Source organism: Roseibium album (assembly GCF_965233825.1).
Taxonomy (GTDB): Bacteria; Pseudomonadota; Alphaproteobacteria; order Rhizobiales; family Stappiaceae; genus Roseibium; species Roseibium album.
Genome location: NZ_OZ247583.1, coordinates 6,778,274 through 6,802,508 on the forward strand (window position 1 = coordinate 6,778,274; position 24,235 = coordinate 6,802,508).

The following is a 24,235-nucleotide window of genomic DNA, read 5'->3' on the forward strand; positions in this document are numbered from 1 at the left end:
AATAAAAGTTCACCTTCCCCTGCGGAGTATTTCATCTTAATCTCTTGCAATACTTGAAAAATATGACTTAATCTCGGAATATAGAAAAACGAGGGGGAAAAACGAGATGACTGTATATCGATTTACTGAATTTTCTTCACCGGATATGGGAGCGGCAATGGTGGCCGCCGAAGGTTTGCGTGGCGATCTCGCAGATGCTGGTGCAGTCTTCATAGATATCATCGATTTCGGCGATGGAGCCGGACTTGTCGTGGCAAAGTATCCCAATGAAGCCGCGATGGAAGCAGCGGGGGCGATTGCACAGGCAGCTTTTGGCAAGATGGTTCAGGCGGGCGTCATCGACCCAGCGTCCATCAAGCCGAAAACCGGTGCCGTCGCTATTTCATACGTGTAGGATCGCCGGTCCAATCGAACCTCGCGAACCGGATTGTTGGCCATGACATCAATCCGTTTCGCCGCAGATGCGAAGCGTCACCGGCCGGACATCCAGTCGGTACATCATCTACTCAAGAGTTTCCGAAACTGAAAGGTTCAGGAAATCCCATGGCAATTCAGGGCCTGAAACCGAAATGGCTGTTGGCCGTTTGCGGGAGAACAATTTTGTCCCTGGGCATCCCTTGCGCGAAGCCTGAACAATGGGCAGGTACAACATTTCGGCGACAAATTCCGATATAGAAATGTGAACTTCTTTTCTAATAATTCCGCCAAGTCTGATCCATTGCGCCATCTTACAAAGATTTAATTGTAAGGACCAAACCTTCCAAAACAGCCGGAAAGATCTCGCCGAATTTCGAAGGTTTCGCCTCCTCGATGTCGTGTGACTTGCCGCAACACGGCGCTTTGCCAGATACCACGCCTTGCAGTCATTGAAACATCTTTGTTACGACATGAGAGACGTCGGCAAGGCAATTGCCAGAACCATTCAAGTTATTGTAAAAATTAATATTTCTGAAAAACGTCAAGCATATCGGTTCAAACATGACCGCCTCGCCGAGGCCACCCGGATTGCCCGGTCCTTTCACCTGATGAACAGGAAGAGATCGATCCGAATGCCACATCACGTGTCAGGCGACACCGTGATTTCGATGGTCGGCAGCAGGGTGTTGATCGTTCGAAAAAAACACATGCATCTCGACGCCCGGGATCCCGTTGGCTGGTCTCTGCCACATTTCGTCCCCAGTTGCTGATCAGCCGCCCCGGCATGGGGCAGATACAACTTGTGAGGAGAATTGAACATGATGAAAACCCTGCTTCCTGCCGCCGTTTTGGCAACCACGTTGGCCGCCGCGCCGGTCGCTCTGGCCGCGAGCAACGACAGCACGGCGATCGAAGGCACCTATCTGCTGGTGCAGCCCAACGAAAGCCAGCGGGTCCTCGCCCTCAACCCCGGCGGTTCGGTCAATCTTGTCAGCCAGGGACAACAGGTTCGCGGTTACACATCCGGACTTGGAAGCTGGAAAATGACAGGACCGGACACGGCACGCGCTGCCATCATCGACTTCAACGACCCGGAAACAACAGCCGATGGCAATGGTGCGTCGCAAATTGTCTATGACCTGACCTTCTCCGGCGAAACCGATGGCCAGTTCCAGAGTGTTACTGGACAGTTTTCAGGCCAGGCATTTGCCAAGGGTAAGAACCCCCTCGCCGAAGATGTCCAGCCGGCCCGCAAATTCGGCAACCGGTTCGATGGCATGCGCATCGGCGTCAACTGACCCAGCCGGTTATGCAAGGACCGTCAGGATAAACTCGTGCAGACCGGGTGCGACAGGCGGCTCGGCTTGTGGACATCAACCGCATGAAAAATAGTGCCGGTGGTCACAGGCCACTGGCAGGCTCTTGGCGTGCGACCCCGGTTGAGCACTTGCCTTTCGGCAAATGTCGTGAGCATCGGTTTCACAAAGATGCTGCCCTGAGACTCACGAACCAGGGCAGCGTTTCAACGGCCCGCTTTTGTGCGGGAAATTCCAGCGCAGGATCAACTCATCGCCGGTGAGCTGCATTCCGATGAGATAGCTGCGCACGGAATCTTCACCGCATTGCGCATTAGCTGCAGTGAATGCACCGTTCTTTCTCGCCTCGACCGGCCCCCACCTGAGAGCGCACCAGAGCTGCCCTTGTCTGAGCCAGTTCCGCGAGATCTCGAACGGTTCCGACAGCACCGTCCCGCCGGGCTGGACCGGCGCCCTCGCGCACTGCGCCTTCGTACCCCAGGTTCCAAGAAAGGCGACGTGTTCACTCGCGTTGGCAGGGGTGACAAGAACCGCGAACATCAGAATAAGGTAGCGCATGAGAAAGAGTTACCAGTGGCTCTCCGGGCCGCTTAATCAATTCGTCTTGAGCGTCGGACCTGGCACGCACGGAACTGTCTGACGATCGGGCACTTCGGTCTCACGACAGGGTCTAACGCTAAACTGGAACCTGCAGTCCGACTTTCACACGGTTCACCACGACGTTGGAATGAAACCGGCGGATGTTGGGATTGTCCGTGAACACCTGGCGGCTGAAGTCTTCATACGCCGCCATATCCGTTGAAGTCACGACCAGGATGAAGTCGGTATGTCCCGTGACGTAGTAGCACTGCTGAACATCCTTCAACTCCATCATTGAGCGCCGAAATTCATCCAAAAGATCTGTGCGCTCCCGCTCCAGTTCCACTTCGACGATGAAGGTCATGGGACGCCCGACCGCCTTGGCCGACAGAACTGAAATATCCGCCTCGATAATCCCCTCGTCCCGAAACCGCTTCAGACGACGTTGAACGGATGACCGCGACAATCGGGTCTGTTCGCCCAGTTCGTCAGCCGTCAGGCGATTGTCTCGCTGAAGAATCTCAAGAAGCCGCTTGTCAGCATCATCCAGGACATTGGGCATTTTGCTTGCTCTCGTACCAAATTTTGCAACAATTTACTCTATCAGGAACGAAAAAACAGGCAAGTTGCTCAATTTTCTTCGCTAGTCTTTGCCAAGGAACCCATTGCACCAATCGAAGGCCTGATCATGCGCAAACTGCCTGAATTGTCCCTACGTCACATCGATCACCGCGCCTACCCGCCGGGAGTGGCATATATGGACGGCCAGTATCTGCCGATGAACGAGGCAAAAATCTCGGTTCTGGACTACGGATTTCTCCACTCGGACGCGACCTATGATGTGGCTCATGTGTGGAACGGCTCGTTTTTCAGACTGCAGGATCACCTGGACCGCTTTTTTCGCGGTATGGACGAACTGCATATGTCCATCGGCTACGACAAGGAACAGGTTACGGAGGTTCTCCGCAATTGCGTGGCCTTGTCCGGGTTCAGGAACGCCTATGTCGAGGTGATCTGCACCAGGGGAACGTCGCCGGAATTCAGCCGGGATCCGAGGAATTCTGAAAACCGCCTCATCGCATTTGCCCTTCCGTTCGGGTCCGTGGCCAACGAGGAACAGATGGAACACGGTCTGCATCTGGCAATAACAGATGTCCTGCGCATTCCGCCGAGCTCGGTCGATCCGACCGTGAAGAACTACCATTGGCTGGACCTGGTGAAAGGCCTTTACGCTGCTTATGAACGCGGTGCGGACACGGCGGTTCTGGTTGACGGCAAGGGCAACATATCCGAGGGGCCCGGCTTCAACATTTTCGCGGTAAAGGACGGCCTGGTGACCACGCCGGACACAAGCATCCTGTTGGGCGTTACCCGCCGGACCGTCTTCGATATCTGCGCAAGGATGGATCTCACATGCCGGTCTCAAGACATTTCGGTTAAGGACCTGAGATCAGCGGACGAGGTCTTCATAACGTCAACCGCCGGGGGGATTATGCCGGTGACACGCATTGACGGAAAGTCGATCGGATCGGGCGCAATCGGCCAGCTTTACAAGCACATCAGGACTATGTACTGGCAAATGCACGACGCCGCTGAGCATCGCACGCCCGTCTCCTATCCCATGAAGGAGAGTGACTGACACCGTTCAAAAAAGTCCGTCTGGTGCGCAGGACCGGCGGCTTCACGACAAGCCTCTTGGTGCGAGGTCGCCAATCGAGCCTTCTTCAACTTCCGGCGGTTGCTGTCTCTCGGTTTTTGCGGTCGCCGGCAAGGGCGTGTCGAATACATAGTCCGGGTCGATCTTCTGCCGTTCCCAGGTGTCAAGCATTTCGCGCCAGGCTCCCGTAAGAGTGCGCGGTTCAGGCATGTCGTCCCTGATCTCTTCTGCCAGCATCGGCAGATTGTAGCAGGGAATGCCCGCATACATGTGATGCTCGGCATGCCAGTTCATGTGCCAATAGAGAAATTCGACGAATTTCGGCAGACGAATGGACCGGGTGCTTTTGCGGAAATCATTCGTGCCTTCCATCAATCCGCAATGCTGCGTCAGCCCGACAAAATAACTCAGCCAGTTGGCGATAAAACTCGGCACCGTGATGATCAGCGGCAATACCCACAGACCCGTGACCATCGCGACAATGAGCACGGTGCCGTGAAATGCCAGCTGGATCCTGGACCAGCGGATCGAGTTCCTGTGCTGGTCCGGCTGGTCCTCATGCAGCGCCTCGAGCCATTCGTTGGCCGGAACCTCGACCGGGCCGGTCTTGCCGAGCGCGTCCAGTACCGTCAACCAGACGGCCGACACAAAACCGCCCTTGCCGAATGTCCTCCCCGGCTGGGTCATGATGTTGACCGTGAACATCTGCAACAGGAACGTCCGGCCCACATTCGGGTGCACAGGCAGCAGGACTTCCCGGTCACCTTCCGGATGCAGGGTATAGCGATGATGATAGGTATGGCTGGCGGCATAGTCGAACGGGTTCCACCAGGAAATCAGGCTGAAGAGATAGAGAAAGAAGTCGTTGAGCCACTTGGTTTTGAACACTGTCCCGTGGCCGAGTTCATGGACAGCGGTACCCTTGAAGAATGACGCCACGGTGCCGTGAGCAAAGAGCGCGATCGCGAACAGAAACCAAAGGTTCAGCGCCCAGGTCAGATAGACCGCCAGACCCGTGAGGCAGAAGAGGGCGAAATGGCCGCCCGCCTGGAACCAGCCCTTGGCGTCGTCGCGCCTGGAGAGCTCCCGAAACCTGGCCGGCGGCATCTTCGAGCGATACCATTGCGGCTTCAGGGTTTCCCGGACCTCCGATAACGGCTGATACGACATCCCTCTCCCTCACATCACCAATATCCGCTCTTGCACTAACGAACATAGCCATTTCCGCCCCGCTCCGCCAAGGGTGACGACAGCCGTACTTCAGCGTCAAAGGCAGACTGAACGCCTGAGGCTGCGAAGCCGCCTTCCCGTTTTCGTCTTCCCGCGTCCAATGGCTGCGCTCAACCAATGCGTTTAAGACGCTGCTACATCTCAGCCCTCTGCAACGGTGACGGTGCTTTCCTCCGCACCTTTGCCCACCTCGGCCCGCAGGCGCTTGCCGACAGAAGGACCGAGGTTCCGATTGGTTTTGACATCATCGCGAGCGGACCGGTGCCTTGGGGGTCTTCAGTCAGGGAATTCGGACATTCCCACATCCAGAACGGACCGTCGCTGAAGGCCCTTTCCAGTTGCGTGCATTTTCCAACCATTGCCGACCTTGAGAAATTAGGTCCATATGCGTTCCAGGATAAAATCCAACAGAGAATCACAAAGGCGATATGCAACAGAATTCAGAAGCGAATGCACGTGGCATCATCCTGATGGTTCTGTCCATGGGCGCCTTCGCAATGGCCGACACGTTGATCAAACTTGTGTCGGGAGAAGTCGCTCCGGCACAAATCATGTTTCTGATGATGGCCGGTGGCTCGGTCATGTTTTGCCTGATGGCCAAGGCGCAAGGTGCGCGGCTGATTGATCGCCGTGCAATCGCGCCCGTCTTCCTGGTTCGCTATCTCGCAGAAGTCGTTGCCATGGTCGGCATGGTTATGGCCTTGGCCCATGTGCCGCTGTCAGCGGTAGGAGCGATAATCCAGGCGACGCCCTTGCTGGTTGCCCTTGGAGCCGTCTTGTTCCTCGGAGAGAAAGTGAGCTGGCGGCGCTGGAGCACCATTGTCCTGGGATTTGCCGGAGTTCTGCTCATCGTTCAACCGGGTGCCGAAGGCTTTGATGCCCTGGCCCTTTGGGCGGTTTTCTCGATGGTTGGATTGTCTGTCCGCGACCTGACAACACGCATGACGCCACCCGACATGGCGTCCGCAAGCCTTGCTGCCTATTCGGCGGTAGCGGCGTTGCCTTTTGCCATGGCCTGGATCCTTCTGGATGGAGACAATTTTCTGCCACCGGAGGCAGACTGGGTGATGCTGATCTCCATCATCCTGCTGGGGTCGCTGGGATATTTGCTGCTCACCGCATCCATTCGCGCGACCAGCATTTCGGTCGTTTCTCCCTTTCGATATGCCCGCCTCGTCTTCATGTTGATTTTGGGCGTGCTGGTCTTCGATGAGCGCCCTGGCCTCCCGGTCCTTGCAGGAGCATCGCTGATCGTCTTCTCGGGTCTCTACATGATGTGGCGTGAGCGTGTCCTGAAACAGTCGGGCTAGCCCGGCCTCCGACACAACAGCCACGTCTCTCCACCTTGTCATCCCGAACAAGGCGCAGGGGAGATCCGGGATCCGGCACGCCATGAGACCGGCGAAAAAACAACACGGTCTGGCAAACGTCTGCCGGATATCCGCCTTCGCCTGCATGACAATCCGGAAGAGGATGGATCAGCCCGGGTCTTTCCTCTGAAACCTGATGGAGGAAATATTCACCCGGCCCCAGTCATCCAGCGGTATCGACTCCTGCGTCACATCATCCCTGACGGACCAGTTCGTGTCATCCAGCGCCAACCCGACCGGGTGGATTGACAATTCGTCCGGTGTTGCGAAACGCAACCTGACCTTGGTGCCGGCGCGTACCGCCAATGACATGGCGCGGACACGCGGATCATCCACCGCAGTGTTCCGGTTCAGGCTAAACTGCTCCGTGGCTGTCCTGACTTCCAGCCGGGTCTTGTCCGGCAGGCTTTCGATCAGCTTCGCCTGGGCGCGCTTTGCCGCATTCTCCAGACCCAGGGCAGACACCATGGGTGTCTCGGCCGACAGAATGAGGCCAAGTGCGGTCGCTTCGTCTTGAGCAAGTCCCGTCAGGCGCGTGCGATAATTGAACCCCAGCTCAATGCCGCCGCCATTGCCCTGGTAGACGACGATCGGCAATCCGGCCTCGGTCATGGCATCCACGTCGCGCAGGATGGTGCGCGGGGCAACCTCGAGCTCCTCTGCCAGCTGAACCGACGTCTGCCGTCCCCGGTTTTGCAGGATAAGCAGGATTTGCAGCAAGCGGGCCGCGCGCATGAGAAATCTCCAAACATGACATAAGATGTCATGTTACCTCCTTTAAGCGTTCCTGTGTCAATCAAGAGGAGCGGCATGAAAACCTACAGGAAATCCATCGACATCGACGCCCCGATCAGTGAGGTCTGGCAGGTCTTGACCGAAGACCTGCCGCGCGATCCGGATCCATTCGGCATTCTTCGGATCGACGGCACACTTGCTGCTGGGAGCCGCATAAAGCTCTGGTCCGAAATTGAACCGAAGCGAGCATTTGCGCTAACCGTGACCGACTTCCAGCCCCCTCACACGATGGTCTGGCGCGGGGGGATGCCGTTGAGGCTCTTTACGGGAACCCGGAAATTCTCCTTGTCGACGGCTGGCGGGACGACGAGATTTGACATGGAAGAAGTCTTCAGCGGTCTGTTGTCCGGTCTGATCGTGAAGTCCATGCCGGACCTGACAACGAGTTTTGAAAAATTTGCTAACGCACTGAAGGAAAAGGCAGAGCATCATGGATGATGTCGTATACGGTTCGGGCACGCCGGAAGATCCGTGGATTTTGAAAACCCCCCCGCTGACCTCAGAATTCCAGGTCTGGAAGGATGAAGCGAACGACCCGCCTGCTCTGGTCGTGCAAGTTGGCAAGACCCGCCTCTCCTATCAGCTCCGCGCTCTGGAAGATGCACATGAAATGCTGAAAAGCCATGGAGACTGGATGCCGCTCGGCAACGCAGACGAGGGAAAACCGACCAAACCCGAAACCCTGGAAGACTGGGCGCGTTCCAGGGACAACCCCGTCGGCGGCTACTACGGTCTGCGCAAGGGTTACCGCGGTCGCTTCGCAAATTATGTAGGTCCGACGCTGGAACTCCTGGGACTGGCCGAACTGGAACACAACGCTCGAAACAACCGGATACGGGCGATCTGAGAGCGTGGTCATCCAGGCGGTCATCTGCCTTCATGACAACAAATGTCAGTTTTCTGGACAGGCTGTTGAGCTTCAGGCACCCGGTGCATACCCCACGTCACGGACGTGAATCTGGAACCTCTTGCTGAACTCGGTTGCGACCGGTCGTTCGCCGCATTTGCGATCGGCGGCCGGATCTCGAAGCCAGTCCTGCGGGAAGTCCGTGCGTTCAAAAAGGAGAACCATCACCAGTCGGGTAATTTGGCATTTGCAGTCGGTTGCTGAAAGTTTTGAGACGAAGGCCGAGACTTCGCACGAGGATCGATACGGCCGCCACGAGTTGGCGTGGTTTGATTCGAAACATGGAGCTTGTGGTGCATGGCTTCACGACCGGTTCCGCATTAGGGACGGTTGCTGAGATTCGCGTGCCCCAGGCATGCAATCGCTTCCGGCCCTCTCCGGGCATTGCTCGCCTTGCCGGTCAATGTCTGCTTCTCCGGCAAATGGCCAAGCACGCGAGGCGGCTTACCGCCACCCCGCATAAGCTGTCTCTAACCGGCCTGAAACGATGCAGAGCTAACCCTCGAAGTCGGGTAAAGGCGGAAGGCTTCGAAGGTAGAGCACTATCGCACTGAGGTCGTCGTCGCTCATCTGTGCCAGATTGCCGTAGGGCATCGGCGGGAGCATTGGTTTTCCGTCCGGTCGCTTGCCTCCGACGATCATCGTTTTGATTTCGGCATCCGTGTAATCAGCCAACCCATCTTCATGGCTCGTCAGGTTGGAGGCGACCGACACACCCCACGGACCATGAAATTCGAAGCCTCCCGCACCTAGGTGGGTCTCCACCATCGGTCCTTTTGGGCTCATCGGAGAATGACATTCCATACAGTGCGCAACTGGACCCGCCAGGTATCGCCCATACTCGATCGTAACACCTTCAGCCGGCTGCGCCACGGAGCCGACGGGAGGCCCATATGCCGGTGGCAAATCAATCTTGTATTCGCTCTCACCCGGGTCATTTTCAACCGCCGGGATCGTTCGAAGGTAAAGGACCATGCTCATCACGTCGTCGTCTGACAGACCGCGATACATCGTAAAGGGCATTGGTGGTCCTATCAGGGATCCGTCAGGACGAAGACCTTCCCGGATCGAGCGTGCAAGCTCATCATCTGACCAACCGGCGATCCGTGACGTCGGTGTAATATTCGGAGCAATTGCTTTGAACGCGGGATTTTCTTCAACAAGGCGCCCGCTCAGATTTGCGTCCATGACTGGCCCATTGGGTCCCATGGGCGTGTGACAGTTGCCGCACCCGGCAATACCTTCGACGAGATAGCGTCCGCGATCAACACTTGGTTCCGCCAAGGTGATGCTCGGCATGATAAAAAGACCCAGTGCGCCAAATAGAAAAATCGCTTTCATGATGTGTTCCCCCTCCACAAGACAAAAGCTTACGAGCAATGATCGACGGATGGCAAACCATTAATCGGAGAGAGGAAATGCTGCATGGTTGGTCTAGCCAGCCAAACCCAGCTCCACGTCGGATGCTGTTCCGGAATACTTGTCTCTTGCTGGCCAGGGGCGGTCTTGCCACTTTGGCTCAAAGGCAAAACTCGAAACGGCCCTGCCAGCGACCAAAGCCCCGTTGCCGGCTCCCAGCGCATAGTCATAGTAAAGCTTGACGATCTCTTCTTCGCTCACCTGTTTGGTAGCCGGATGCAACATGCAGGCTTCTGACCACACACGCACCCGAGCGTATGCATTGTCATCCGGAAGTTCGAAACCCTCGTAGTAGCCGAGGAACCAGAAGCGTTTGAACATCGGTGTAAACACGGCCTCTGCAAGTCCGAAATCGTCGAAGAGATACGTTCCGTTTGGATTGTGCTCCATTAGAAAACCATCAATGTCCCGGTAAAGGCCAAGCAGTTTGTCACGGTATTCTTTGCGGCGACCTGGATCCTGGTTCATGACATAAAGATATCCTGCCATCGTGAATGGGCCTTCACGAGCGATCAGCATCGATTCGATTGCATGTTCCAAAGGGGCGCTCCGCCGGAGTGCCTGCCCTTCAAGCACCTCGTCGAGATACCGAAGAATGACCAGACTTTCCTTGATAATTGCGCCTCCGGATGTTTCCAGAACAGGTAGGGCTGTTGTCCCTCGGGTTTTCGCCAGCAGCTCTGGATCCCGCGGCTTGGTGATGTCCACCACGCGAAATTCAACGGCATCGTCCAGGCCCCGTAACGCCAGCAGGATCTCCAGCCTTTGCGAAAACGGACAAACCGGTATGTGATAAACAACATGTTTTCCGGCCATGAAACCTCCTCGATATCCGACACATTAATGCCAAGGATAGTCCGAACATTTGTTGGCCAGCAAATCCTACTGTCATGATGGAAAGATCGGCCCGAAACAGCCGTTGGTCACCAGTTCAACGAAAGACGACCAAAAGCCTATTGGCAAACACTGCGGCGTTCTCGAATGGCCGGTATGGTGAAGCGCGAAGGCTTCACCATCTGGCGCGCGGCTATTCTCCCGTGGCCGCTGCGGAGAATTTCTCCAATGCACCCCTCATCGCCAAAACCGCCGGGTGATCTGCCGCAAGCCCATGAGACGGTGCAATCGTTGTCGGGTCGTCATAGACCGCCCAGGTTTGTCCATTTGCATCTTCAAAAAACAACATCCGCAGCGGCAGATTTAGCGCCATGGTCTGACCTTGCTGCAGTGCCTTGGCGCCAATTTTTGGACTGCCGAAAATGACGACCGTTGTCGGGCGCAAGGCTTCGCCAACCGATGCGGATCCGCGGGCAAAATCGACCTTTGTAAAAACGTGTGCACCTGCCCCTTCCACCGCGTCGACCAGGCGCTGCACCGATCGGTCAACGTTTGCGTTGCTTGCCACATTGATACGTTCTGCCATGGCGGTGCCTGCGAATGTTGTCGCGATAAGCGCTAGTGCGATAAGTGTTTTCATGGTTGTCTCCTGGGTGTCCATTTTCCCGAGCGGTACCGGGACCGTCCAATGTCTAGACCCTGTGAGAACCGGATTCTGGAGGATTTTTGGAGGAATGTTTTTGACCCAAAATAACTCTCAGGTCTGGACCTTCGGTGCTTTCGCACTTGATGAGGCGTGCAGCGAACTCACACAATCTGACGTCCCGGTTGCCATTGAACCGCAAAGTCTACGCATCCTGATCTTTCTTATTCGTCACAGGGATCGCGTGGTTTCCAAAGACGATTTGATCGAGGAAATCTGGCAAGGCCGAGCGATCAGTGACTGGGCGATTTCGGGGGCGATCAAGGCCGTTCGGATTGCGCTTGGCGATACCGCTCGCGACCGGAGTTTCATCAAGACGATCCATGGACGAGGGTTTCGCTTTGTGTCGGATGTCATTTCCAAAACACCCGAAAAGCCTCCTGCGCCGAAACCAACAGTCCTGATCCGCGTTTTTCGGTCTGCAGGCGAGGAAACGCAGCTCAACTATCTCGCGGACGGACTTGCGGAAGATCTGATCAACGGCTTGTCCCGAAACGGAGCATTGAACGTGCTGTCATACAACACGTCCCAAGCATTGAAGGACACTGTTCCGGCAAAGGTTTACGGCGTCACCCACATCGTTGATGGCAATATCCGAAAAAGCGGATCGCGCACGCGCGTGACCGCAGTGATCCTGACTGGAAATGGACAACGGCAAACCTGGGCAGAGACATTTGATCTCTCGCCGGAAAGCCTTTTGGCAGGCCATGATCTGATCGCCGATCGACTGCTCGGCGTGCTTGCGCCGGATCATTCCCGACCGGCCCAAAAGCGGCGCGGCACATTGAATTCTCAAGCCTATGATGAATACCAAAAAGGGCGCTACGCCTATTTTCGCTATGAACCCCTGGCATTTGTCAACGCTTTGTCACATTTCACGAAAGCGGCAGAGATCGATCCCGACTTCGCGAACGCATACGCACAACAGGCATATTGCCGCACAACGCTGTATGTTTTTGGATTGCCCGGAAGCGACAAAACGCTTGATGCGGCAGAGAACCTCGCCCGCGAGGCCATTCAACGGGACGAATACTCAGCACTCGGATACGCAAGACTTGGGTGGGTGCTGGGTTATCTTGGGCGACCGGAAGAATCCATTGCCGCATTTGAAGCCGCGTTGACCCGAGATCCGGATAACTCCGAGGCTTTTTTGGCGTATGGCGAAACGATGAACAGGTTGGCACGCCCGGACGAGGCCGGCCCTCTTCTGGACACAGTATCTTCAAAAGACAGTTTTTTGCCACCCAGTTGGGAATTCCCCCAAGGCCATCGCCAACTTTTGCTTGGCGAACAGGAGACGGCCATAGGGCATTTTCGATCTGTGCTTGATCGCGTCGAGCGTTTCATTCCTGCCCGTATCCAGTTGGTGCGTGCGCTTTGGGAGATCGGCGATGCTGAAGAAGCACAGCAGATGGTTGATAGGGTCAGGGAGATCGCTCCCAGGTATGGTCTCGCCCATTCAAAACGCATGTTTCCATATCCGGTTCGAAGAGAGGTTGACGCACTGACGGAAGCACTTACGGGCGCTGGAATGCGTTAGAGTTTCATTGAACGCTTTTTCATGTGGTTTGGGCCGTGAGCAAGTTTACGCGCAACACTTAGTCGGCAGCAACGTCTCGCGGCTTCTTCTTCAACGAAATGAAATTCCGATGCTCGACCTCTCCTGACACCAGCCCGGGTTTGCCGACGCCACGGATGCCATCGGTTCATTTGATGCAGACTGGAATGCCGCTCTTGCGATGAACATCGGTCGCGGTCCTGTTCGCCAGGTTTCCCAGCTGATGACTGAAACGAGCGAATTTGAGCGTGAACAAGTGGTTCACGTCGTCGGAGCATCCGGCGCTTTGAAATGGTCAACTTGGCTTTCGTCTTCGGCAGGTCAGGCACCCGGCAGGCAACCCTGTCTTTCACCTTTCCGCAGCAATCTCGGCATTGGACCTTTGGCGTTCTTTCAGCTGGGTCTTCATGAAATTCACGAGCAGTCTGAGACACTCGACACGTTTGTTCTGCTTTGGAAAGTAGAGATAAAACGGTGGCAGGTCCCTGGCAAATGGCTCAAGGAGCGTCGCCAACTCGCCCGTCTTCAGGTGGTCTGCCATCGTTGCCTTCATCGACCAGCCGATCCCGTGCCCCTCACGCGCTGCCTGAATGACACCCGCCGCTGAATCAAAGATCAGCCGTGCCGGCGGATCTATGCTTATGTCCTGGCCATCTTCCGTTACCCGCCATTCCCGCAGCTTGCCTGATGTCGGGTGCCGGTGCCGGATGCACTGATGATCCAGCAGATCACGGGGGTGTTCGGGAGCCCCAAAGGCCTGGAGGTAGGACGGGGCGGCGAAGAAGACCGACTTGATCGGCGGGGTGATGCGGACCGCGATCATGTCCGGGCTCAGCGCGTCACCCATGCGGATACCGCCGTGGAACCCCTGGCGATTGATGTCGACCAGTTCTTCATCCCACGAAATCTCCAGTTTGATACCGGGGTTCTCGGCCAGAAACGCCTTCAACACGGGTGCGAGCGCTGCCATATAGGCCCCGCGCGACAGACTCAGCCGCAAGGTTCCCGTGGTGGACCGGGCCATCTCCCTTGTCTTCTTGAACGCATAGGTCAGATCACGATGCGCCGGGGCTGCAGCCTCGAACAAGATCTTTCCGGCTTCGGTCAGTTCAACGCTGCGGGTCGTTCGGAAGAAGAGTTCGATGCCGAGCCGGTCTTCGAGCGCCTTCAGTTGCAGGCTGACGGCCGATGCTCCGACCCCGAGCGCGGCCGCTGCCGCGCGCATGGACCCTTCGCGAACGATGGTCAGGAAGACTTCAATGCCATGGGTGGGTATGCGCTCCATTGTTTGAAATTACCAAATAATGACTTCAGTTTGCAATGGATACACAAATCAATGGCATCGCTGTAGTTCTGGTCGACCCCACCCGGAGACAAGGAGATTGCCTTGAGCCACGGCGCAGAGAGCCGCCCGCACAACATTGCCGGCGGGGTCTTGCTGATCGTTGCGGCAGCCTTCACGATCTCGATCCAGGATGTCGTTTTCAAACTCCACAGCAGCGACCTGACCCTCTGGCAGATTTTTGCGCTCCGCGGCATCCTTGCGGTGCCGATGCTTTTTGCATTGCTCTGGGTAAGGGACACCCATCGCGGCGTTTTGCGCGCGGCACTCGGGAAATGGTCACTTCTGCGGTCGGTCTTCATCACGACCACGTTTCTCGCCTTTTACGCGGCGATCCCGTTCCTGAGCCTGTCGACCGTTGGCGCGGCCAATTACATTGCACCCGTCTTCGTGATGCTGCTGTCCGCTTACGCGATCGGGGAGGCCGTCGGGCCTTTTGGCCTGCTGGGCGTGCTGCTTGGCTTTGCAGGCGTCATTGTCCTGCTGCAACCGGGCACGGACGCCTTCTCGGCCTGGGCGATCCTCCCGATTGTCGGAGCCGGCTTTTATGCGCTGGCGCACATCACCACACGCGCGAAGTGTCAGAACACTCCCCTCCCTGCATTGGCCTTGTCCCAGACCATCGTCATGCTGGCGGCCGGCGTCATTGTCAGTCTGTTGCTACTCTGGTTGAAGCCTCAGGGCGGCCTCGCCCGGGACTTTCCCTATATTCTCGGCCAATGGTCTGAAGTCGAATGGACGGACTGGCTTGTTCTCCTGCTGCTCGCAGGCCTTGCAATCGTTATCGGCATGATGCTGGCAGGAGCCTATCAGGCTGCACCGCCCGCCCTTATCTCGACCTTTGAATACAGCTATCTGGCGTTTGTCGCCCTCTGGGACATCCTGGTCTTCGGACTGTCACCGGGCTGGGCATCGGTAACGGGCATGATCCTGATCGTCCTGGCCGGATTACTGGCGCTGAAACGGAGGGCACGTTGACGTTTGATGCTCTTGGCGAACACTTGTCGCCCCGATCTTTCAGCTTGACAGATTGACACGGAAAAACTGCTCAGGCGGGCAGCTTTCCGGTCAGAACAGGCAGCACGACCATCAAAAAGAACCGCGCACATTCCAAAAACCCAACCGTTTCAGGCGCGGCGGAGTGTTACAACACGTCACTTTTTGAAATCCGGTCTGGGCCGGAGAGAATCTGGCGACCGGACGTCTTCAATTCCGCTCGTTCAGGCAAGAAAACTCAAGACAATTGTAAATTTCAGCTTCACTTCAATTTAATCGGAAACACCGAAAAAGGGGAGACATTGTTTCTGAGTCTGACGAGGATTTCCCAGCTTTGTCCGCCATTGACAGAACCTATCGTTACGCGCGCGCCTCCGCATATCTGACAGGTACTGACGCAAGCCGGCTGTCTCTCACCAGCGACAGCACGACCGCGTTCGATGGATTCAAACGTTTTTTGGAAGCACGCGCGCTCATACCCGACATCTCCGCAAAAGGACTTCGGGCGGTCTCGGAGGTGGTGGCCGCACGCTATTACGTTCCCCCTACGATGCTGGCGAAGACCCTGCGCGAGGCTGATCCGGTCGCGACAGTCAGTCCGGGAGCGGTGAGATTCGAAGGGTTCTCCAGCTGCTGCAGCGCATATGCCCGAATGGACCTGAACGAAGGAGCACTTGACGTTTCTTTTCGGCGGAACGGGACCACGAATGTCGATTTTGGGCAGGAGCTTCGCGGGGCACTTGCCAATGTCGGCGCCAACGCGGAGCTGAGACTCAGCATCGAGGAAAACGCCGTCGGTATTACCCGGAACAACCGGACGATCGTTGAAAAGAAAGTGCCGTTGCCGTCCCGCTGGATAAAGGGATTTGCCGAGGTACAGGTCGTCATGGCGAACATGCGGCCAACTTTCCGTTTGCCTCGGGTTGCGGCACAACGGTTTTTGCGGGCGTTGCCGCGCGGCAAAAATGATCAGGTTCAGTTTGTTTCCGTCCGTGGAGGTGCGGCGCAGCTGTCGGCTCGTCCAAATGACGGTTCAATCCCGTTACGGGGCAGTCACAGGCTGCGCGTCCTGGAACCGCTGGTCGGTCGGTCCGAGGGGCTGGAGGTGTTCGCATCCGATGCGACGGGCGCGAGTGCGTGGGCTCTTGATTTTGGCGTTCAGCGCTTCTGGCTGGTTCTGAACGCAGACCCCTGGCGCGGATTTTCTGGTGACGGTGGTACCTTGTCCGGCATGGCAAAGTCAGGTGCGGATGCAGTCTCAGCATTACGCGCACAGCTCAATTGGCAGGATCAGATCGATGTCAGTTCCCTGGCGACGGCAACCGGACACACGCCCCAGATGGTTGAGAGCGCATTGGCCGAGCTCGCGGCCAGAGGCCTCGTTGGTTTTGACCTCAGCCGCAACGGATATTTCCACCGCGTTCTTCCCTTCGACCTGGAACAACTCGACGATCTCAACCCGCGCCTGAAGGCCGCAATCGAGCTGCTTGACGACGGGGCCGTGAAGCTGACGACGGCTGGCGCTGACGTCACAAGCCAGGGCATCGTTCACAGCGTCAATCAGAGCGATGAGGGATGGCGCTGCACGTGTCCTTGGTTTGCCAAACATGGCCGCAAAAGGGGGCCTTGCAAGCATGTTCTGGCGGTCGAAATGCAATTGGAGAAGCAAGCGTGAGCGAAGACAATCTGATTTCGATCATATCCAGGAAAAAAGCGCGCGCAGCGCTTGAAGCCCTGGCTGCTATTGCACCGGCAGAGCGTCGCAAGCATGCAAAAGCGGTGGCCAGACTTTACAATGATCGGGTGTTGTTCGCGTTTCAGCAGGACAAGACCAAGGGCATCAGACCGCACGACCAGGATGCGGTCATCATCGGTCTCTTTGCGACGGCGACACTGTCTGAGCTCAAAAAGCTTGGTTATGTACCAACGCCTGCATCCGTGCCAATCGAAGACGTTTTTCGGGCCCTGGAGCTGAATTGGGCCCAGGATCTGGTGGACTATCTGGTCGAAGACAATCCCAATGCGATCGGATCCATTGCGCCGCTCTGGCAAAGTGGCTTGGCGCAACGGCCGGAAAGTGACGGGATCATTCATGGATACTACGGGCTCTGGCATGCGCGTCGGGGCGTCGACGAAGAGCTCCTGCTCTCCAAAGACGTCTGGCGCTTTTTTGAAGTCGAGGGTGCCGGGGAGTTAAGCCTCGCCAATCACGACAAGTTCGTCAAACCCGGAATGGAGACTTGGTCTACCCGGCTGATCAACTATGCCGAAGAAGGACGGCTCGACCGACAAAGGCTCCTCGACGCGTCTCTTGATGCTCTTGAGCGAGATTTCGGACAGTACCGGGCTGGCTGGTATTCGCGCTTCCATACTGCTCTCGCACCGACCGCGGACGAAATCGCCGCGCGCACCGAACGCTATTTGGGATTGCTGTCATCTTCCGTACCGCCGACTGTTTCCTTCGCTCTGAAATATGTCCAGGCATTGGACAGGAGTTCCCCTGTCGAACCTGCCAGATTGCTTGCAAGCCTTGAACCGGCGCTTCAAGCCCGCGCGAAAGGACCTGCTCTTGCCGCCTTGAAGCTTGTCGAGCGGACGGCGAAGCGAGACAAGGCTATCAGGACCGACGCCGCGCACGCTGCGACACTGTCTCTGGTGTCTGAAGACCCCGCCGTCCAGGGCAAAGCACTGGACCTTGTCGACAAACTGGATCAGGACAATTCTGAACACGTCCGCGCGTCGTTGGCGGACTATGTCGATATGGTTGCCCCGTCACTGCGCACGCGTATCGCCTTGATGGCTGGGACTGCTGTACAACAGGCTGCCCCGAAACCGATGTTGCCAGCAAATATTCCAACGGCAACGCAACTGAAGCCGGTCGCTGGTGCGCAAGATGCACTTGCCCTGTTTCTGACGGTTCTTGAATCGCCGCGCGATCCTTTCGAGGTCGAGCGCGCTGTTGATGGCATTTCGCGGTTTGGCGTCGAACTGAAAAACGATGGGGCGCGCCTTTCCCCTCTCAAGAAACGCGCCGGACAGGTCTGCAAGAACCCTGGCGATGCCGACATCCGCGCCGTCCTCTCACTTACGGGCCGCGCGCTGTGCGAAGGCACGTCTATCGCGGGTCTGAGACAAGAGACCGAAGGCGACTACCGTCGGCCGATCGAAGAAAGCTCGCTGCAAAGCCTGCATCTGGCGCGAAACGGCGAAATGGTTGAGAGGATCTTGTCGGGAACCTCGCTGCCGATCCTATCCCTGCCGAGCGACAGTTCGGGCACAGTCGCTGCCTGGGATTTGGCTGGCCGGCTCGCAGATTACCGTGATGCCGGAGCAACCCCGGGAGTTGCCGACCTGTCATTGGCGCTTCTGCGTCTGGCTGGAAACGCACGGGATTGCGTTGAGGATCTGCCACAATCCTCAGAGGCGGAGCGTGCGTTCGCCTACGCGATGGGCCGCGATGTGGACATCGGGCCAACCCCGGAACTTTGGGCAGCGGCATGGCGGGCCAGGCGGCCCAACAAGGAAGATCAGCGCATTGTATCTCTTTTCGGAACGCAGATGCCGGACTGCGGCGTTCCGGCAAGAACAAAGCTGAATGTCGTTCGGGAGGAAAGTCGCGGCGGCGAATACTTCTGGGTCAAGGTCACTGTTCCGATTGAACCCGAGATCAACGGCGAAAGCATCGTTTTACCTGCGACGCCAACCTGTTCGGTAGGGCGGCGCTATTTCCCGGTTCTCCATTGCGGCCGCACATTTGCGGATGTTTCGTGGGCATCGCTCAGCCTGCCTGCGGCGTCTGACACATTCTTCCGTCAGGCGCTGCTTCATCAAGATGTCTGGCAAAAGCTGACCGACAACCACACGCGTGGTTATCTCGAACCGTTCTTTCGTCCAGGATTTGACGTTAGCTATCTGGCGGCTGGCGTGCTGGCCTATTATCTGGCGGTCGAAGACAAGTCCGTTTCGTCTCTAGCCGCGGAAGCCGCAGTAACCGTCCTGGCAGACGGCCGGTTGTCAGCAAATGTCTTTGCCGATGCCGTCAAAACCTTCATGCTGTCGGGGTCTTTGCCGACTGCGCGCTGGACCAAAGGGTTCACCGCGATGGCTGAGGCAGGCGCTTCCCGGCTTGTATGCGAGGTGATCGGCTTGCTCCTTGATTTTGAACCGGAGCAATGTCCACGCGATCTGGGCGGCATGCTGGAACTATTGTATGAGCTGCATGTAGAGGCCGGAACCAGACCAGAGCGCGCCGAAACGCTGGCCTGCCTCAAGTCCCTTCCCGGCGGCGGCAAGGTTGCCAAATTCTCCGACAAGCTGCGGTCGATGACGCGGCAAGCGGCCTGATTGTGCGTAAACGTGACGAAATTGTTTTTTGCTCGCACCAGCAGGAAGACTTGTGCCTTCATAAGAACGGAATGGATTACGCCTTGACACTGCATTCATCGAGGACCGGTTGAGTCCGACAGTGTATTTCCCGGCAGTCAAGGAGTTCTTTCAATTCCGCCCGTCATCTACATTCGGGACGAGCTTCCTGTATCGACTGAAACATTGTCTCTTATCGGTGAAACACACGGATGCATCGAACGTCCGAATTTGGAGCGCGAAGCGGTTATTTGGATAGATTGCAACGTAGGCCCGCCTTGAGCTCACTTCGACCAACGCTCAAGAGATCCGCCGACCCAATCAGAAACGATACGAACTAGTTTGGGATGGACCCGGCGATAAGCCTGGCGGTTTCGGCCCGTTGTTCCGCCGTATAGATGGCTCCCGGCTTGATCGCGAAGCTGGGAGTGAGGCTCAACCGGGCTACAAACGCCTCGACCGCGACGTCGGCAACCTCCCGGGCAGGTGTGAGTCCGCTGGGGCGCCCATCTCCGACAGGAGCGTCCGAGGCCAATGCGGAGGCGGACAGGGCATGCAGGACCTCAGGCGCATCAATCAATGGTAAGGCCTTGAGCATGAATACGAGGCTGTCAGGGTCGGCCTGGGGGATTTGTGTCAGTAGACTGGTCCGCGCTTGCCCGTCACCCAATGCCGATAGCGCCAGCCGTGCTGCCAAGGCTGCCGGGACAGTCGGCTCCTGTGGTTGTGCCTTGACCAGGCGGGTGCCGGAAAGGTGAGCCGAGAGCACGGCCTCCGATCTGGGTACCAATGCCCCCAGGAGCAATACGCCCCCTTCAGCATCCGGTGCCGCGAGAGCCGCGATCACCGTGGTTCGCAGCTGCGTGGCGACGGGGTCGGCTGGTGGGCCATGGGCCAACACGAATTTGAGCGCAGCAGCGCTGGCGCGGGCTCGCAGATCCGGGTCCGGGGCGCCGACATAAGGTAACACGGGCGCCAGTGCCTCTGCACCGCCAACGGCAGCCAACAGATCCACCAGGTTCGATTTCGCGTCAGTGGTCTCCGCCGCGGCCAAGCGTGCGGCCAGCAGCGCAACGGCAGCCGGACCTGCCTCTACCAGGGCCTTCGAGGAACCTCCGGCCAACGCGGTTTCGATAACTGCCTCAAGGTTCATGTCGTCTGCCATGGTGCTTCCTGCAAGCCAAGTGAACAGAAACGCCCATGCGGTGTTTCTGGCCAGGTTGCGGTGTCGAGCCATTATGTACCCGACGGATTGATAGTGTTGGCCTGAGCGCGCGAAATGAGCTGCCCCGTTCGCACCGCTCCACTTGCGATCAGGTGCGTTGCAGTACCGCTGTGCGGACCGATCCCACGCAGGTGAATGGTCTCGTGCGCCAGGGTTTCAGCATGAGATGAACCAGTGATGACGTCTTGCATCAGGCAGTTTTTTTCGCCCGCCAAAGTTCCGGCACGGGTGTTGTTGACCGCAGGTGTCGCATCCTGCTCATATTGCCATACGAAGAAGACATTGAAGTCAGCGGCAGCGTCAGCGAAGTTCGTGACGTCGTCCCATTCATGTTCAGCGGCTGCCACGCCCGGCAGGTGACTGGAAAACCGCACAGTTGCGCCCAGGTTCTGTGGAACCGTTATAGAGCGCGCACTCTTTCTGTACATCCGCACGTTGGCCTGGGTGTCCAGCAAACGATTGACGCCCCGTATCAGGGCGTTGAGGTCGCCTATGTTGCGGTTTGTCTTGTGGCCGGCGTTGTCTTTGACATAGTGGAATGCCGTATTGATCTTGACTTCGGTCTTGACCGAGATTTCGAGTATGTCGCTGTTGAGGACGGGGCCTGTAAATCCAGCGTTTGGCACAAAACGAATAAACCCCTTGCCGGCCTTAAGTCCTTTGATTGTCAAATGATGATCAGCGCCGACACGGCTATAGGTGATTTTGGCAATGTCGTTGGGGATCAAGTCAGGAATCAGGGCTCTCGCCCCCCGCACCACAAGCGTACGCTCCCACCCCCTCGGGACCATTTGCCACTTGGGTGATGCTGAGGCATCGAAGCCGAACATGGGTATACGCGGGGCGAAGACAGTTGGCATAGGTCAAGTTCCAAATCGTCTATCGTGCTTTCAATGCATTCAATACTTTTGAGAAGCATATTATGCTTCGCTGCGCACAAGAATTGGCGCACCACGGGACACTGCATGACAAGTAACTTCTCTGCATGGTGGATCGACTTGACCGACAATGCAAGACCAACCTCTAGGGGATCTGAAAAAAATTTACCTAGCGTATCAAGTAAAATCACTGTCGGTAAAAGACGATTTCTTAAGTTCGAGATCGACAATTTAGGCAACGCAAGCCGGACGCCTGAAAACCCCTTACAAATCCACCTCCACCACACCCCCGGCTTCTGCTGCCCGGGATTGGCAAAGAATATCCGCCTCTTCCCGCTGCATCTTCGACAGCACCAAGTCCCTGTGCTCGACCTCGCCTGACACCGGCCTGCATTTGCAGGCGCCGCAGATGCCGCCGGAGCATTTGATGTCGATGGGGATGGCGCTTTCAATCAGAACATCTGTCGCCAACTTGTCGGCAGGGAATTCCAGCTCGCGGCCGGAGCGGACGAGATTGCGCGTGAAAGGGTGGTTCACGTCGCCAGGCCCCTCCGGCGCCTTGAAACGGTCAAGGTGGCGTTCTGCCTAGTGGAACGCGGCACACTCGGCGGCAAAAAGCTCTACTGATCCGAGACTCGGTTCGAATTTTTGAGGTTGCGGACCAGCCGGGGGGCGGCGAAGGTGGTGAAGCGGCGGACGTCCGGGCGCTTGAGCGCAGTTGGAGAGGTGATCAGCCAGATCGGCAGGTTGGCGTGATCGGGCGGGTCAAAGCAGCGGACCAGATTCGGGTTGGCATCTCCGACAGTCACCGGCAACGGGCCGATGCCCTGTCCGGTCTGGAGCGCTATCAATATGTCGTTCGATGTCGCACACCGAACAAGGTTATGCCGTTTGCTTTTAACATGGTTCAAAAGATGGACCGTATGGTCTTCCATATCATCGCAATATTCTACCGGAAGAGCATGTTTGGCGGCATAGGCTCCGGACGCATAATAGGTCCATTGGGTTTGACCGACCTTCCGGGCGACCAGTCTGCCATCGGAGATCGCCGGGGCCATACGCAGGGCAACATCAGCCTCTGCCTTCATCATGTCCAAATGCCGTTCCGAGAACACGAACTCAAAACTGATACCGGGGTTCTCTTCAACAAACTCGGCGACCACGGCGCCTATGTTTCCGAAGGTCTCGTCTTCAAACGCGGTGATGCGGATCGGTGCGCTGGCCCTGCCCTTCAGGGCTTCCGCCTCAAACGCAAGAGCTGCCTGCTCGAGGCTTTCGGCATAGGGTAACAAGGTGGTCGCACGCTCCGTCGGTTCTGCACCGCGCGTGGACCTGTCAAAGAGCGTCTCGTCAAAGATGTGTTCAAGAACGTCGATGCGCCGCGCGACAGTGGTCTGGTTGAGGCCCAGATGCCGCGAAGCGGCAAGGGTCGATCCCTCACGCATGACAGCGAGGAATACGCGCACGTCTCCCCAATCTCTGAACCGGCTCTGCATTTTTGCATAACAGCACGGTGCCGTGGCGGATACCAGCGGAACTTTCTTCCGGCGTATTTTGCTTCTGACATATTTTTGGAGCCGAAGATGACTGTTTTGCCCCTTTCTCCGCTTTCGTTTCTCAGCCGGTTCTTTTGGAAGGGCCAACAGAAGGCTGACGAAACCACCCAAATGGACGCCGCCGAACGGCGCAGGATTTTTGGCGAAATGATCACATCAGGTGCTTGCGGGAGCGAATACGGCGCCCTGATGCTGATGTCGATCTTTCCAGACGAATTTTGAACCACTGCTTTGCCCAACCAGACGGGCCTTGTTCACAGAGGATCCTATGGCCAACTGAGTTTCCAGCGCGCCGCGTTGGTGCAGAACACATGCGGCAGGCGGGATCGCCGACAGCTGTCCCGGAATAGTCTGCACCTGCCGACACTCCTGATTTGGCGCATTTTTAACGTTCCATGATCGCGTGAGCGGTCATTTGTGACGGACAAAAAACGGTGTCACTGCATCCATCAAGCATCAGACGATAAAAGCTATCAAGATGGAGACAACGTTCATGTCATGGAAAGTATTTGCCAAGAAGCATGACACTAGGGCCGAGTGGATTCAACTTTACCATAACCAGGACTATCCGGGCGTGGTTTTAGTTGTCCTTCAGTCTGCGGGCGGTCAGATGCTCAAGCAGATAAGGAAATCCGGTATCCAGATGCAATACTCCGATATCGAGATGAAATGCGGGCGCGCACTCTCGATGAATTCAGCTTTCGAAGGGATTTTTTATACGCCGTTGAAGGATCTTCATGGATTGAACTCAGCCGCGGCGCTGGCTGTCAACAAAGCCGCACGCGAAAAGAGGCAGCACGTCACGACCGTTACAGTGGCACCCGTCGGCCTCGAAGCACCGGACTGTTCCTATCAGGCCAGTTTCAACCGGCTCCTGAAGGAGCAGGCCTTCAACGTTATGGTTGGCAAGGTCAACATGAACCCCTTCAAAGGCGTTGCCGGGCTCCAGGACAAGATCAAGAAAATGGTCGAAGCTGAAATGCGCGTTTGCGAGCGAAGCTCATTTTCCAGACTGTGACTTCGGCCAGCATTACCAAGACTATCCGAAATCACCGCCGGCGAGATTGAGCCTCACCGGCGGGATCGGTTCC

General features: G+C 56.9%; 24 protein-coding genes. 12 read left to right on the forward strand and 12 right to left on the reverse strand.

What is annotated here, in order from left to right; translation table 11 throughout:
* Positions 1-106 precede the first annotated feature (106 nt).
* Entirely contained in the window at positions 107-394 is a 288-nt protein-coding gene (locus tag ACO6TI_RS31145) for a hypothetical protein (protein ID WP_158705270.1), read from the forward strand.
* Positions 395-1,235: 841 nt separating this feature from the next.
* Complete coding sequence (locus ACO6TI_RS31150; RefSeq protein WP_196879540.1) at positions 1,236-1,715, forward strand: hypothetical protein; 480 nt, start codon at positions 1,236-1,238, stop codon at positions 1,713-1,715.
* A gap of 204 nt (positions 1,716-1,919) precedes the next feature.
* On the opposite strand, the gene ACO6TI_RS31155 is transcribed toward ACO6TI_RS31150, so the two are convergent.
* Both ACO6TI_RS31155 and ACO6TI_RS31160 read right to left on the reverse strand, forming a co-directional pair.
* The gene (locus ACO6TI_RS31155; RefSeq protein ID WP_422384047.1) at positions 1,920-2,291 is read right to left on the reverse strand and encodes a hypothetical protein; all 372 of its coding nucleotides are present in this window, start codon (positions 2,289-2,291) and stop codon (positions 1,920-1,922) included.
* 118 nt (positions 2,292-2,409) lie between these two features.
* Positions 2,410-2,874, reverse strand: coding sequence for an Lrp/AsnC family transcriptional regulator (locus ACO6TI_RS31160; RefSeq protein ID WP_196879538.1), 465 nt, complete (start codon positions 2,872-2,874; stop codon positions 2,410-2,412).
* Between the two features lie 126 nt (positions 2,875-3,000).
* Between ACO6TI_RS31160 and ACO6TI_RS31165 the strand changes: the two genes are divergently transcribed.
* Positions 3,001-3,951 carry an aminotransferase class IV gene (locus ACO6TI_RS31165; protein ID WP_348315709.1) on the forward strand — a complete coding sequence of 317 codons (951 nt, stop codon included), beginning with the start codon at positions 3,001-3,003 and terminating at the stop codon, positions 3,949-3,951.
* A 42-nt stretch (positions 3,952-3,993) separates the two neighbouring features.
* On the opposite strand, the gene ACO6TI_RS31170 is transcribed toward ACO6TI_RS31165, so the two are convergent.
* Entirely contained in the window at positions 3,994-5,139 is a 1,146-nt protein-coding gene (locus ACO6TI_RS31170) for a fatty acid desaturase (protein ID WP_422384048.1), read from the reverse strand.
* Between the two features lie 488 nt (positions 5,140-5,627).
* Between ACO6TI_RS31170 and ACO6TI_RS31175 the strand changes: the two genes are divergently transcribed.
* Positions 5,628-6,509, forward strand: a complete 882-nt coding sequence (locus tag ACO6TI_RS31175) for a DMT family transporter (protein ID WP_082442630.1) — start codon at positions 5,628-5,630, stop codon at positions 6,507-6,509.
* A gap of 168 nt (positions 6,510-6,677) precedes the next feature.
* Here ACO6TI_RS31175 and ACO6TI_RS31180 read toward each other — a convergent pair whose 3' ends face one another.
* Entirely contained in the window at positions 6,678-7,304 is a 627-nt protein-coding gene (locus tag ACO6TI_RS31180; protein ID WP_104701002.1) for a helix-turn-helix transcriptional regulator, read from the reverse strand.
* Positions 7,305-7,379: 75 nt separating this feature from the next.
* On the opposite strand from ACO6TI_RS31180, the gene ACO6TI_RS31185 reads away from it, so the two are divergent.
* Positions 7,380-7,802 carry an SRPBCC family protein gene (locus tag ACO6TI_RS31185; RefSeq protein WP_197000403.1) on the forward strand — a complete coding sequence of 141 codons (423 nt, stop codon included), beginning with the start codon at positions 7,380-7,382 and terminating at the stop codon, positions 7,800-7,802.
* On the forward strand, positions 7,795-8,211 hold the full coding sequence (locus ACO6TI_RS31190; protein ID WP_055113263.1) for a DUF6855 family protein: 417 nt from the start codon (positions 7,795-7,797) through the stop codon (positions 8,209-8,211). Before ACO6TI_RS31185 ends, ACO6TI_RS31190 begins: the two co-directional genes overlap by 8 nt.
* Positions 8,212-8,766: 555 nt before the next feature.
* Here the strand turns inward: ACO6TI_RS31190 and ACO6TI_RS31195 are convergent.
* From ACO6TI_RS31195 to ACO6TI_RS31205, 3 genes are all read right to left on the reverse strand, one after another.
* Positions 8,767-9,612, reverse strand: a complete 846-nt coding sequence (locus ACO6TI_RS31195; protein WP_209003425.1) for a c-type cytochrome — start codon at positions 9,610-9,612, stop codon at positions 8,767-8,769.
* 93 nt (positions 9,613-9,705) lie between these two features.
* Positions 9,706-10,506: a glutathione S-transferase gene (locus ACO6TI_RS31200; protein WP_422384049.1), complete on the reverse strand. Its 801-nt coding sequence runs from the start codon at positions 10,504-10,506 to the stop codon at positions 9,706-9,708.
* Positions 10,507-10,717: 211 nt separating this feature from the next.
* Entirely contained in the window at positions 10,718-11,164 is a 447-nt protein-coding gene (locus ACO6TI_RS31205) for a DUF302 domain-containing protein (RefSeq protein WP_158510348.1), read from the reverse strand.
* 100 nt (positions 11,165-11,264) lie between these two features.
* On the opposite strand from ACO6TI_RS31205, the gene ACO6TI_RS31210 reads away from it, so the two are divergent.
* Entirely contained in the window at positions 11,265-12,767 is a 1,503-nt protein-coding gene (locus ACO6TI_RS31210; RefSeq protein WP_422384050.1) for a winged helix-turn-helix domain-containing tetratricopeptide repeat protein, read from the forward strand.
* A gap of 367 nt (positions 12,768-13,134) precedes the next feature.
* Here ACO6TI_RS31210 and ACO6TI_RS31215 read toward each other — a convergent pair whose 3' ends face one another.
* Positions 13,135-14,070: a LysR substrate-binding domain-containing protein gene (locus ACO6TI_RS31215; RefSeq protein ID WP_055113271.1), complete on the reverse strand. Its 936-nt coding sequence runs from the start codon at positions 14,068-14,070 to the stop codon at positions 13,135-13,137.
* 102 nt (positions 14,071-14,172) lie between these two features.
* Here ACO6TI_RS31215 and ACO6TI_RS31220 point away from each other — a divergent pair, with 102 nt between their 5' ends.
* The 3 genes from ACO6TI_RS31220 (at position 14,173) to ACO6TI_RS31230 (ending at position 19,467) form a co-directional block, all read left to right on the forward strand.
* Complete coding sequence (locus ACO6TI_RS31220) at positions 14,173-15,105, forward strand: DMT family transporter (protein WP_055113272.1); 933 nt, start codon at positions 14,173-14,175, stop codon at positions 15,103-15,105.
* Between the two features lie 352 nt (positions 15,106-15,457).
* On the forward strand, positions 15,458-16,798 hold the full coding sequence (locus tag ACO6TI_RS31225) for an SWIM zinc finger family protein (RefSeq protein WP_055113274.1): 1,341 nt from the start codon (positions 15,458-15,460) through the stop codon (positions 16,796-16,798).
* Entirely contained in the window at positions 16,795-19,467 is a 2,673-nt protein-coding gene (locus tag ACO6TI_RS31230; RefSeq protein ID WP_422384051.1) for a DUF6493 family protein, read from the forward strand. Before ACO6TI_RS31225 ends, ACO6TI_RS31230 begins: the two co-directional genes overlap by 4 nt.
* 355 nt (positions 19,468-19,822) lie before the next feature.
* Here the strand turns inward: ACO6TI_RS31230 and ACO6TI_RS31235 are convergent, their stop codons facing one another.
* The 4 genes from ACO6TI_RS31235 to ACO6TI_RS31250 all read right to left on the reverse strand — a co-directional run bounded on the left by ACO6TI_RS31235 (position 19,823) and on the right by ACO6TI_RS31250 (position 23,054).
* Positions 19,823-20,650, reverse strand: coding sequence for a hypothetical protein (locus tag ACO6TI_RS31235; RefSeq protein WP_422384052.1), 828 nt, complete (start codon positions 20,648-20,650; stop codon positions 19,823-19,825).
* A 71-nt stretch (positions 20,651-20,721) separates the two neighbouring features.
* A complete protein-coding gene (locus tag ACO6TI_RS31240) occupies positions 20,722-21,438 on the reverse strand; it encodes a hypothetical protein (protein ID WP_422384053.1) in 717 nt (238 codons plus the stop codon).
* Positions 21,439-21,852: 414 nt separating this feature from the next.
* Entirely contained in the window at positions 21,853-22,125 is a 273-nt protein-coding gene (locus ACO6TI_RS31245) for a 2Fe-2S iron-sulfur cluster-binding protein (protein ID WP_422384054.1), read from the reverse strand.
* Between the two features lie 83 nt (positions 22,126-22,208).
* On the reverse strand, positions 22,209-23,054 hold the full coding sequence (locus ACO6TI_RS31250; RefSeq protein ID WP_197000412.1) for a LysR family transcriptional regulator: 846 nt from the start codon (positions 23,052-23,054) through the stop codon (positions 22,209-22,211).
* 117 nt (positions 23,055-23,171) lie between these two features.
* Here ACO6TI_RS31250 and ACO6TI_RS31255 point away from each other — a divergent pair, with 117 nt between their 5' ends.
* Together ACO6TI_RS31255 and ACO6TI_RS31260 are read left to right on the forward strand one after the other, a co-directional pair.
* On the forward strand, positions 23,172-23,366 hold the full coding sequence (locus tag ACO6TI_RS31255; protein WP_104700989.1) for a hypothetical protein: 195 nt from the start codon (positions 23,172-23,174) through the stop codon (positions 23,364-23,366).
* A 271-nt stretch (positions 23,367-23,637) separates the two neighbouring features.
* The gene (locus ACO6TI_RS31260; protein ID WP_196879525.1) at positions 23,638-24,162 is read left to right on the forward strand and encodes a hypothetical protein; all 525 of its coding nucleotides are present in this window, start codon (positions 23,638-23,640) and stop codon (positions 24,160-24,162) included.
* Positions 24,163-24,235: the final 73 nt, after the last annotated feature.